This window comes from Nocardia sp. 149-1B (genome assembly GCF_057747975.1).
Genome location: NZ_CM173233.1, coordinates 3845957 through 3856556 on the forward strand (window position 1 = coordinate 3845957; position 10600 = coordinate 3856556).

Below are 10600 nucleotides of genomic sequence, written 5' to 3' on the forward strand. Positions count from 1 at the left end.
GCCAGGTCGACCCTTTCTGCCCGGGCGGCACGACCCGGCCCGCCGCTAGGTTCGGCGCACGGGGCGGTGGCCGGCCGGCGCTGGAGTCGACGTCGCCATGTTCCTCTGGGTGCACGCCGGCCCCGCCCCCTTCGCACCCACCGACCCACGAGGCACGCCCGGCCAGGCCCGGGCCGGCCCCCGCGCGACCGGGCGGGCAGCGCGTCCGGGTCAGCGTCCGCGCGCCGGGTCGCCGATCGGGCGGCGCCAGGTGATCACGGTCCGGGTCGGGTCCTCGGCGACGACGGTGATGGACGCGCCGGGCCGGAGCGTGCGCGGGCCGAGCGCCTCCACGTCGGTGCCGATCGGACCGTCGTCGCGCCGGCCGCCTTCGACGGTCACGACCGCCTCGAGCACGGCGTCGAGCACCCGGACGTGGACCGCGAGCCCGTCGGGGACGTGCCGGGCGGCCGCCGCGAGGATCTCGCTCAGGGCGCCGAGCAGCTCGTGCGCGACCTCCGTCTCCAGATCGTCGACGGGTCCCTCGAACCGCACGGGTCCTCCGGACCACAGCTCGACGACGTAGCGCACGGCCCCCGATGTCGACCCCGGCTGCGACTCGACGATCAGGTGGCGCACCGAGCCGCGCAACGCGTCCACCGTGCGGGCGAGGTGCTCGAGGATCGGCGCGGCCTCGGCCGTGGCGGTCTCGGGGTGGCGGACCATCCGGTCCAGCTGCAGCCCGATCGCGAACAGCTCCTGCATCGCGGAGTCGCTCGCGCCCGCGGCGCGCGCGTTGCGCTCGGTCAGCAACGCGGAGCGTACGACGCTGGCGGCGTGTCCCGCCTCGGCCTCGACCCGCCGGGTGATGTCGGTGACCAGCACGTAGCAGCCGTCGCAGCGCTCCTCCCTGGACCGCGGGACCATCTCGACCAGCGCGTGCCGGGTCCGGGCGTCCCGCCCGGGCAGCGCCCGCTCGAAGCGCTGCGTCCGGCCGCCGAGCGCGGCCACGAGCCGGTCGTGGGTGCTCGCGCATCCCGCCTCGTCGAGGAGGTCCTCGACCGAGCGCCCCACGACGTCGGCGGACGGCCGGCCGAGCCAGGTCGCGGCCGCGGCGTTCGTGTAGCGGACCACGCCCGCGGCGTCGACGTACGCGACCAGTGAGGGCAGGGCGTCGAGGACCTCGCCCAGGTCGTTGGCGTCGAACCCGGTCGGCAGCTCCATGTCGGTCCCTTCCCGACGGGCCCGGAGAGCCGGACCCCGACGTCTCCAGAGTCGTCCCGCGACCACCCGGTCCCTCAGGGGCGCGGGCCACGACCCACGGGGACCTTCTCCCCGACGTGACCCGGGCCACGTGGCACGGCGAGGCCCGCCACCCGGGGACCAAAGGCTCTGGAGGGTGCTCCCGCCGGGCGTGACGATCGAGACACCGGAAGAGGCGGTCGCCATGGACACACGGCACACGACACCCGCCGCGTTGAGCTGGCGGCGCATCACCGTCAACCGGCGCGCGGCGACGTACGGCGAAGCGGGAAGCGGGCCCGTCGTGGTGTTCCTCCACGGCTGGGCGTTGTCGGACCGGACCTACCGGCGCAGCCTGCAACAGCTCGCCCGACAGGGCTATCGCGTGCTGGCGCCCGCGCTGCCCGGGTTCGGGGGCACGGCACCGCTGCCGGAGGGGCGCTTCAGCCTGGCCGGGTACGCCGACTGGGTCGCCGCGTTCGCCGCCGCCGTCGGGGTCTCGGAGCGGGTGACCCTGGTGGGCCACTCCTTCGGTGGAGCGGTGGCGCTCAAGACCGCGCACGCCCACCCCCGCCTGGTCTCGCAGCTGGTGCTGGTCAACTCCATCGGCGGGTCGACGTGGACCCAGCGCGGCGAGAGCAGCCGCACCATGGCCGAGCGGCCGGTGTGGGACTGGGGCCTGCACCTGACCGCGCACGCGTTCTCGGTCCGCGGGCTGATGAGGGTGCTGCCGGTGGTCGCGGCCGACGCGGTCCCGAACGTCCTGCGCCACCCCGCGGCGCTGTGGCGGGTCGGCGGGCTGGCGCGCGAGGCCAACCTGGTCGCCGAGCTCGAGGACCTCAAGCGGCGCCGGCTGCCCGTCGTGATCTTGTGGGGACGCGAGGACACTGTCGTGCCCTGGGCGTGCGCGGAGTCGCTGATCGGGGCGTTGCACGACCCGCACGTGGTCACGGTCCCCGGCGACCACAGCTGGCTGATCGACCGCCCCGAGCACTTCGCCGAGACGCTCACGAACGTGCTGCAGCGGCCGGCCCGGCCGGCCCGGCGGCCCCGGAAGGACGCCGGCTAGCCAGGTCGGCACCGCAGGCCGGAGTGGCCCGGTCGGGCTGGTCCCCCCGGGTGGGCGGTGGACCATCCACCCCGGGGCGGACGGTTGAGGTGGACAGGCCACCGCCCGCCGGGTGCGCGCGGGTGCTCAGGCCGTCCGCGGCACCGGGTCGACCACCATCACCGGGCAGGTGGCGTGCCGCAGCACCGCACGCACCACCGAGCCGAGGTGCGGGCCCAGCGGGATCGTGTGGCGGTGCCGGCCGATGACGAGCAGGGCGGAGTCCGCGCAGGTCCCCACCAGCGCGTCGGCCGCCCGCTCGTGCACGACGACCAGCTCGGCCGGCACGTCGGCGTACTCCTCCAGCACGCCGCCCAGCCGGGCGACGAGCAGCCGGCGACGCTCCTCCGTGTGGGCGTCGCCGGCCGTTCCGTGGAACACCAGGTCGTCGTAGGGGTCGCGGAAGTGCCAGGCGTTGAGCACGCGTACGCCGCAGCCGCGCGTCCGGGCCTCGGCGAGCGCGGCCCGCACCACGACCGGTGCACCGTCGCCGTCGTCGGCGCCGACGGTGACCGGGCCGGCAACGTGCTCGGCCCGCGCCTCGTGCCAGCCGGCGGGCACGGCCACGACCGGCACCCGCGAGAGTGCGGCGACCGGGTTGGTGACCGAGAGCGTGGGCACCAGCCCCGGGCGGCCCATCCGCTGGTGCTGCAGGACCACGAGCGCGGGTCGCCCCGGAGGCCCAGGGTGCTCGGTCGCCTCGACCAGGCTCGCGGCGACCGGGCCGTGCCGGAGCTCGGTGGTGACCCGGAGGGTGCCGGCCCGCTCGGACGCCAGCGTGCGCGCCGTCCGGGCGAGGAGGTCGACCCCGGTCCGGTCGACCTCGTCCTGGCCGACCGGCCCGAGCGGCACCGCGGGCGCCACGTGCAGGAGATGGACGCCCACCCCACGACGCAGCGCCTCCGCCACCGCGAACGCGAGGGCGCCGCTGACGTCCTCTTCCTCGGTGACGCCGACCATCACCGTGGTGGGCTGGATCTCGGGCATGCCGCGCACCTCCTCGAGACGGTGCCACCAGCCTGCACCCACGCCGGCGCTCCTCACCAGAGCACTAGGACATGTCTCCCCAGGCCTTCGCCTGCTGCGCGCCACAGCAGCTCGGTGGATCCGGGCTCAGCCGCGGACGGCGCGATCAGCTGCCGGGGCGGAGCCGGCGCGGGATGCCAGGGTCGGGCGCGGCACCGCGGTCGAGGCGGACCTTCGCGTCGACGATCGCGCAGGACTCCGGTCCGACCATCACCGGGTTGAGGTCCACGTCGGCGACCTGGGGGACGTCCTCGGCGAGCGCGCCGAGCTCGACGACCAGGTCGACGAGGCCGTCGACGTCGCCACGCGGGGAACCGCGGTAGCCGTCGAGCAACGGCCAGATCCGCAGGGACTTCACGGCACGCAGCGCGTCGCTGCGCGAGACCGGCGGCAGCATGAACGTGCGGTCCTTCCACACGTCGACGGCGACCCCGCCGGCAGCCACCATCACCAGCGGCCCGAACCGCGGGTCGCGCACCACGCCGAGCGCGATCTCGACCCCGGTGGCGACCTGCTGGACGAGCACCGGGACGTCGGCTCCGCCGAGCTCCTGCTCGAACGCGCCCACGGCGGCGGCGACCTCCTCGGCCGAGCCCAGTCCGACCTTGACCAGCCCCCGGTCACTCTTGTGCGGGACCTCGCGCCCGGCCACCTTCACCGCCACCGGATAGCCCAGCCAGCCGGCCGCCTCCACCGCGGCCTCGGGTCCGTGGACCACCTCGCCCAGCGGGTCCAGGCCGTACGCCGCCAGCAGGCCGGTCGCGTCGGCGACCGAGAGCCAACCGACCTCGTCGGTCGCCGAGCCCAGCAGTGCGGCCGCGGCCGCGCGGGCGTCCTCGGACCGGTCGCGGTCGACGGCGGGCGCCGGTTCGACCGGGTGCGCCCGCCACTCGGCGTACGCGGCGGCCCGCGCGAGCGCGCGCAGCGCGGAGGTGGCGTTGCGGTAGGTCGTCACCCCGGGGAGCCCCCCGGGCGGCACCGGGAGCCCACCCATCGGCACGAGCACCAGCGGCTTGCCGGGATGGCTTGCGCGGGCCGCCGTCACGGCCTGCATGCCGGCGACCGCGTCGTTGGCACCGGTGGCCACCAGCAGCACCAGCACCGCGTCGACCTCGTCGGAGGTCAGCAGCAGGTCGGCGATCGCGCCCAGGTCCTTCGCGGCCACCGCGGCGCCCGTGTCGACCGGGTTGCCGGTGCCGACGGTGCCGCTGACGTGCCGGCCGATGCGGGTGCGCAGCCGGGACGAGAGCTCGGGGACCGCGAGCCCCCAGGAGTCCGCGGCGTCGGCCGCGAGCACGCCGGTCCCGCCCGCGTTGGTGAGCACCGCGACCCGGCGACCGGCCGGCAGCGGCTGCTCGGCGAGCAGCAACGCGGCCTCCGCCATGTCCTCGGCGCCGTCGCAGCCGATCACGCCGGCCTGGGCGAACAGCGCGTCGACGGCGACCGCGGGCGAGGCCGCGGCAGCCGTGTGCGAGGCGCCGGCCCGACGTCCACCGGAGGACCGGCCGCCGACCACCGCCAGCAGCGGCTTGCGCTCGGCGAAGCGGCGCGCGAAGCGGGCGAACTTCGGGGCGTTGCCGAACGACTCGAGGTAGAGCGCGGCCGCGGTCACCCGCGGGTCGTCGCGCCACGCGGCGAGCAGGTCGTTGCTCGACACGTCGACCTTGTTGCCCAGCGACACGAACGACGCCACGCCGAGCCCCAGGTCGCGGGCGATGTCGGCGAGCACGATCCCGACGCCACCCGACTGCGAGGCCACGGCCAGACCACCCGGGGGCGGCACCGAGCCGCTGAACGACGCGTTGAGGCTGACCTCCGGGCCCAGGCTCATCAGGCCCAGGCAGTTGGGGCCCACGACCCGGATGCTGCGGCGCCGGGCCAGCGCGAGGATCTGCTGCTGCAGCCGCGCGCCCTGCTCCCCCAGCTCGCCGAACCCGGAGGACACGATCACCGCCGCGGGCACGCCGGCGTCACCCGCGTCCTCGAGCGCCGCGAGCACCTTGGTGGAGGGCACCGCGATCACCGCGAGGTCGACCGTCCCGGGCGCCGCCGACAGACGGCGTACGGCGGGCACGCCCTCGACCTCGCTCGCGCGCGGGTGCACGACGTAGAGCCCACCGGTGTAGCGCCCCTCGATGATCGACCGGAGAATCGCCGCCCCGACCCCGCTGCCGTTGGACCGCGCCCCCACGACGGCCACGCCGCGCGGGTAGAGCAGCGGCTGCAGCGAACGCGCCTCTGCCTGGCACTCGCGGTCGTCGGCCGCCGCCAGCGCCTCGGCGGAGGCGACCGTGTCCATCTCGACGCTGACGCTGGCGCCCTCGTTGTGCCGCACCACCGCGAACCCGGCGGCGAGGAACACATCGAGCATCGCCCGGTTCTCCCAGAGCACCTCGGCCAGGAAGCGCCGCACCCCGCACTCGCGGCACGCGGCCGCCAGGTGCTCGAGCAGCAGGCTGCCGACGCCCATGCCGTGCAGGTCGTCGGCGACCAGGAAGGCCACCTCGGCGGCACCCGGCTCCACCGGCTCGGCGGTCGCGAGCGCGCAGATCCGGCCGTCCCGCTCCAGGACCAGCGCCCGGGTGTCGGGGGCGTTGCGCAGGTGCTCCACGTACTCGCGGGCGGCGTACCGGCTGGGGCTGAAGAACCGCAGCCGCAGGCTGTCGTCGGACACGCCGTCGTGCAGCTCGACGAGCCCGGGGATGTCCGCGGGCCGCACCGGCCGGATCACCGCGATCGTGCCGTCGCGCAGCAGCACGTCCGCGGGTGCCGGCTCGACCACCGGCATCGGCATCGGCATCGGCATCGGGGTGGGGGTGGGTGCGGGCATGACCGGCACACCTCCCGTCGTCTGCGTGTTCCGTGGCGCGACCCTGTCCCTCCGAGCGTCCGCGACCCGGCGCTCCCAGCGCAGAGGCCAAGGTCCCTCAGCCGGAGGATGCACGTCACCGGTCGCGGCGTCAGCGCAAGATCCCGGCACCGTGCAGACCTTGGTCCGTGGCGCACCTCTCCTCGTTGCGCCAGGCTGGGAGCGACCGGGTCGGCCTTCCGACCCGCACCGACCCGGCCTGACCCCCGGCGGACTTCCTGCCGACTCCGGGAGGGTGTGCGGGTGAGGAGGCGGTGACGATGACACGCAGCTCCACGGTCAGGACGGCAGAGGCACTGGTCGCCCCCGGCAAGGGGATCCTCGCGGCCGACGAGAGCACCCCCACCATCGCGAGACGGCTCGCGGCCGTCGGCGTCGAGTCGACCGAGCCGGTGCGACGCGCCTATCGCGAGCTCCTGCTCACGACGCCCGGCCTGTCGGAGCACATCAGCGGGGTCATCCTCTACGACGAGACGCTGCGGCAGCGCACGTCCGACGGCACGCCGTTCACCGAGGTCCTCACGGCCGCCGGCATCATCCCCGGCATCAAGGTCGACACCGGCACCACCGACCTCGCCGGGTTCCCCGGGGAGGTCGCCACCGAGGGCCTCGACGGACTGCGCCGTCGGTTCGACGAGTACGCCGAGCTCGGCGCCCGGTTCGCGAAGTGGCGCGCGGTGATCAAGATCGGCGAGGGCCGGCCGACCCGGACCTGCCTCGAGACCAACGCCCAGTTGCTCGCCAGGTACGCCGCGCTCGCCCAGGAGGCCGGCCTCACGCCGATCGTCGAGCCCGAGGTGCTGATGGACGGGCCGCACTCGATCGACCGGTGCGCGGAGGTCACGATCGGGATCCTGTGGGCCGTCTACGACCAGCTCGCCGAGCACCGGGTGCACCTCGAGGGCACCCTGCTCAAGCCCAACATGGTGCTGCCCGGCACCGAGTGCGCCGAGCAGGCCGACGACGAGACGATCGCGGCGCGGACCGTCACGGTGATGCGGGAGTCGGTGCCGGTCGCCGTACCCGGCATCGTGTTCCTCTCCGGAGGGCAGAGCGACCAGCAGGCCACGGCACGGCTCGATGCGATCAACCGGCACGGGACCCAGCCGTGGCAGCTGAGCTTCTCCTTCGGCCGGGCCCTGCAGGCGCCCGTGCTGGCCGCTTGGGACGGCGACGACTCCCACCGCGACGCGGCGCAGGCGGCCCTCCTGCACCGGGCCGCGCTGAACGGCGCAGCCCGCTACGGGACCTACCTCCCGGCGATGGAGAGCGCCTGAGCCTCTCGCTGAGTCTCGTGCTGGATCGCCGTCCGGGGACCGTCAGGACCGGCGCAGCAGGAACCGGCGACCGGTGACGGCCGTGGGCGTGAGCTCCACGTGGTCGTACTTCAGGGTCGGCACCCACGGGTGGATGTCGAGCCCCGAGAGACGGTCCTCCTCGACCTCGTCGAGGTGGCGGAGGTGGCCGCGGACGAGCACCGACCAGGCGGCGTCGTCGCCGAACCAGTCGATCTCGAAGGCGACCTCGGACTCCAGCTCGGCGGCGAGGAGCTTGTTGCCGGCCGCGGTGCGGAACAGGATCGAGCGGCCCTCGACCGCGTAGTTGATCGGGACGAGGTGGATCTCGTCGACCAGACGGTAGGCCAGCCGGCCGACCTCCGCTTCCGAGAGCAGAGCCCAGCACTCCTCGAGGGTGAGCTCCACCGTCGGCTGGTCCTCGGTCAGCTGCTGCTGTGTCATGTGCCGCCTCCATCAGTCGCGTGTCGGTCGCCAGCGGGCCACGCTGCCTGCTGGGTCAAGCACACCGGTTCGACCGTGTCGAAGGTCAGAGCACAAGGTCACCGCGGACCCGGCCGACGGTCACCCACCAGTCTCAGCGTGGATCCAGGGTCAGCCTGGCTCAGTCCAGGCGCACCCGCTCGTCGAGCCGCGGCACGACCGCGGTCCAGCCGAGCTCCTCGACGATCCGCCGCGCCAGCGCCGCGGACCCCGACGGCTCGCCGTGCACGACGTACACGACCTCCGGCGGCTCGGGCGCCCGCGACAGCCAGGCCAGGATCTCGTCGGCGTCGGCATGCACCGAGAAGAACGGTACGTCGACGATCTCCGCGCGCACCGGCACGTAGCGACCGTGCATCTTGACCTGGCGAGCGCCGTCGAGGAGCTGGCGACCGCGGGTGCCGACGGCCTGGTAACCGGTGAGGATCACGCTGTTGCGCGGGTCGGGCAGCTGGTGGGCGAGGTGGTGCACCACGCGCCCGCCCGTGGCCATGCCGGAGGCGGACACCACGATGCAGGGCCGGTCGGGGCGGTTCAGCCGCATCGAGCCGGCGGCGTCCGGCACCGGCTCGACCTCGAGGGCACCGAGCGCCGCCCGCACCCCGTCGAGGTCGGGGCGCAGCTGCAGCGATCCGCTGCCGAGAGCCCGCCGGTAGACGTCGAGCGTACGCAGCGCCATCGGGCTGTCCAGGTACACCGGCACCCGTGGCACCTCACCGGCCTCCATCAGCCGATGCAGCTCGAGCAGCACCAGCTCGGTGCGGTCGACCGCGAACGCCGGTACCAGCGCCGTTCCACCGCGGCCCAGGGTGCGCCGCAGCGCCCCGGCCAGGACGTCGCGGTCCGGGGGCGGGTGGCGGCGGTCGCCGTACGTCGACTCGACGACGACCGCGTGCGCGGCCGGCGGGTCCGCAGGGGCCCGCAGGATCGGGTGGAAGCCGCGGCCCAGGTCGCCGCTGAACAGCGTGCGCCGGCCCGCGGTCTCCAGCAGCACCGTCGACGAGCCGAGGATGTGGCCGGCCGGACGGAGCACGACCCGGACGTCGGGTGCCACGTCGACCGCGGTCTCGAACTCGGTGGGCGTCAGCAGCGGCAGCGTGCGCTCGACGTCGCCGAGGTCGTAGAGCGGAAGCGCCGGGGAGTGCTTGCTGTAGCCACCGGCATTGGCCTGCCGCGCGTCCTCCTCCTGCAGGTGGGCGCTGTCGCGCAGCACGATCTCGACCAGCTCGGCGGTGTCCGGCGAGCAGATGATCGGCCCGTCGAACCCCTCCTTCACCAGCCGGGGCAGCAGCCCGCAGTGGTCGAGGTGGGCGTGCGAGACCACCACCGCGCCGAGGCCGGACGCCGGCACCGGGAACGGCGTCCAGTTGCGCCGTCGCAGGTCGGCCAGGCCCTGGTAGAGCCCCGCGTCGACCAGCGTGCGCGAGATGTCGGTGTCCACCAGGAACTTGCTGCCGGTCACCGAACCGGCCGCACCCAGGAACGTCAGGACGGGACTGCTCATCCGTGCCACCTCCTCATGGTGTGCCCCTCCACCGGACGTCGTACGGACAGAGGAGGGCGACACACTGCCCGGGTGACGACCCGGTCAGGAGACGGTCAATGCTCCCGGTCCACCACCAGCACCGGGCACTCGGCGTGGTGCAGCACCCCGCGGGTGACCGGGCCCAGGTGGGCGCCGAGGGTGCGGGTCACCGGGCGGCGGCTCAGCACGAGCATGGAGGACCGCTGCGTGGCGCGCACCAGGGCGTCCGCCGGCCGCGTCCAGTGCACGTCGCAGGTCACGGCGTTCCGGGGGTCCTCGGCGGTCGTCATGCCCGCCAAGGCGGTGTCGAGCTCGCGGTAGGCGTCGTCGAGCCAGCGCTGGCGCGGGTACCCGGCGAAGGCGACACCCTGGTAGGGCTCGGCGATCCAGGCCGCGTGCAGGACGACCAGGGGCCGTCCGGTCGCCCGGGCGAGCTCGAGGGCGGCGGGCACCTCGTGCTTGACGTCGAGCGGCTCACCGACACCCACGGTGACCGGCAGGTCGCCGCCGACCGCGGAGGTCCAGCTCGCCGGGACGACCATCACGGGCACGTGCGCGTGGGCCGCGACGTTCGAGGACACCGAGCGGGTGACGAGCCGCCCCATCGGTCCGATGGCGCGAGCCTCGAGAACGATCAGGGAGGCCTGGCCGCCACGCTCGACGATCGTGCGGGCGACCGGCCCGTCGACGACCTCGGTGGTGACCGGAGCCCGTCCGTCGACCAGGACGCGCACCCGGTCGGCGGCGTCGGCGAGCACGCCGAGCCCGACCTGGGCGAGGGCCTCGTCGATGGCACGCTCGTGCTCGGCCTCGGCCGGGACGCTGGCGACCGGGGAGTGCGCGACGTGCACCAGCGACACACCCGCTCCGAGGCGCAACGCCTCGGCGGCGGCGACCTCCAGCGCACCGTCGCCGATGCCACCCGGTCCGACGGCCACGAGGACCCCGATCTCGTCCATGACTGACCTCCTTCGCCCTGCCCCGTGCCTGAAGCCTGTTCCTCCACCATGCTCCTGAGCCCTCGGGGCGGGGAGAGACGTAGGTCCCCCGCCCAGGGGGACGTGGTACCTGCG

Annotated in this window: 8 protein-coding genes; 2 read left to right on the forward strand and 6 right to left on the reverse strand. The window is 74.8% G+C overall.

Annotation, left to right across the window (positions count from 1 at the left end; translation table 11 throughout):
• Positions 1 to 210: 210 nt before the first annotated feature.
• Complete coding sequence (locus tag AC3ANS_RS18415) at positions 211 to 1203, reverse strand: PAS domain-containing protein (protein WP_488293030.1); 993 nt, start codon at positions 1201 to 1203, stop codon at positions 211 to 213.
• Between the two features lie 223 nt (positions 1204 to 1426).
• Here AC3ANS_RS18415 and AC3ANS_RS18420 point away from each other — a divergent pair, with 223 nt between their 5' ends.
• The gene (locus AC3ANS_RS18420) at positions 1427 to 2290 is read left to right on the forward strand and encodes an alpha/beta fold hydrolase (RefSeq protein ID WP_488293031.1); all 864 of its coding nucleotides are present in this window, start codon (positions 1427 to 1429) and stop codon (positions 2288 to 2290) included.
• 126 nt (positions 2291 to 2416) lie between these two features.
• On the opposite strand, the gene AC3ANS_RS18425 is transcribed toward AC3ANS_RS18420, so the two are convergent.
• Positions 2417 to 3358 carry a universal stress protein gene (locus tag AC3ANS_RS18425; RefSeq protein WP_488293032.1) on the reverse strand — a complete coding sequence of 314 codons (942 nt, stop codon included), beginning with the start codon at positions 3356 to 3358 and terminating at the stop codon, positions 2417 to 2419.
• A 103-nt stretch (positions 3359 to 3461) separates the two neighbouring features.
• Positions 3462 to 6185 carry a bifunctional acetate--CoA ligase family protein/GNAT family N-acetyltransferase gene (locus AC3ANS_RS18430; RefSeq protein WP_488293033.1) on the reverse strand — a complete coding sequence of 908 codons (2724 nt, stop codon included), beginning with the start codon at positions 6183 to 6185 and terminating at the stop codon, positions 3462 to 3464.
• 299 nt (positions 6186 to 6484) lie between these two features.
• Here AC3ANS_RS18430 and AC3ANS_RS18435 point away from each other — a divergent pair, with 299 nt between their 5' ends.
• Entirely contained in the window at positions 6485 to 7501 is a 1017-nt protein-coding gene (locus AC3ANS_RS18435; protein WP_488293034.1) for a class I fructose-bisphosphate aldolase, read from the forward strand.
• A gap of 42 nt (positions 7502 to 7543) precedes the next feature.
• On the opposite strand, the gene AC3ANS_RS18440 is transcribed toward AC3ANS_RS18435, so the two are convergent.
• From AC3ANS_RS18440 to AC3ANS_RS18450, 3 genes are all read right to left on the reverse strand, one after another.
• Positions 7544 to 7963 carry a pyridoxamine 5'-phosphate oxidase family protein gene (locus AC3ANS_RS18440; protein WP_488293035.1) on the reverse strand — a complete coding sequence of 140 codons (420 nt, stop codon included), beginning with the start codon at positions 7961 to 7963 and terminating at the stop codon, positions 7544 to 7546.
• A 160-nt stretch (positions 7964 to 8123) separates the two neighbouring features.
• Positions 8124 to 9506 carry an MBL fold metallo-hydrolase RNA specificity domain-containing protein gene (locus tag AC3ANS_RS18445; RefSeq protein WP_488293036.1) on the reverse strand — a complete coding sequence of 461 codons (1383 nt, stop codon included), beginning with the start codon at positions 9504 to 9506 and terminating at the stop codon, positions 8124 to 8126.
• Between the two features lie 95 nt (positions 9507 to 9601).
• A complete protein-coding gene (locus AC3ANS_RS18450; RefSeq protein ID WP_488293037.1) occupies positions 9602 to 10486 on the reverse strand; it encodes a universal stress protein in 885 nt (294 codons plus the stop codon).
• Positions 10487 to 10600: the final 114 nt, after the last annotated feature.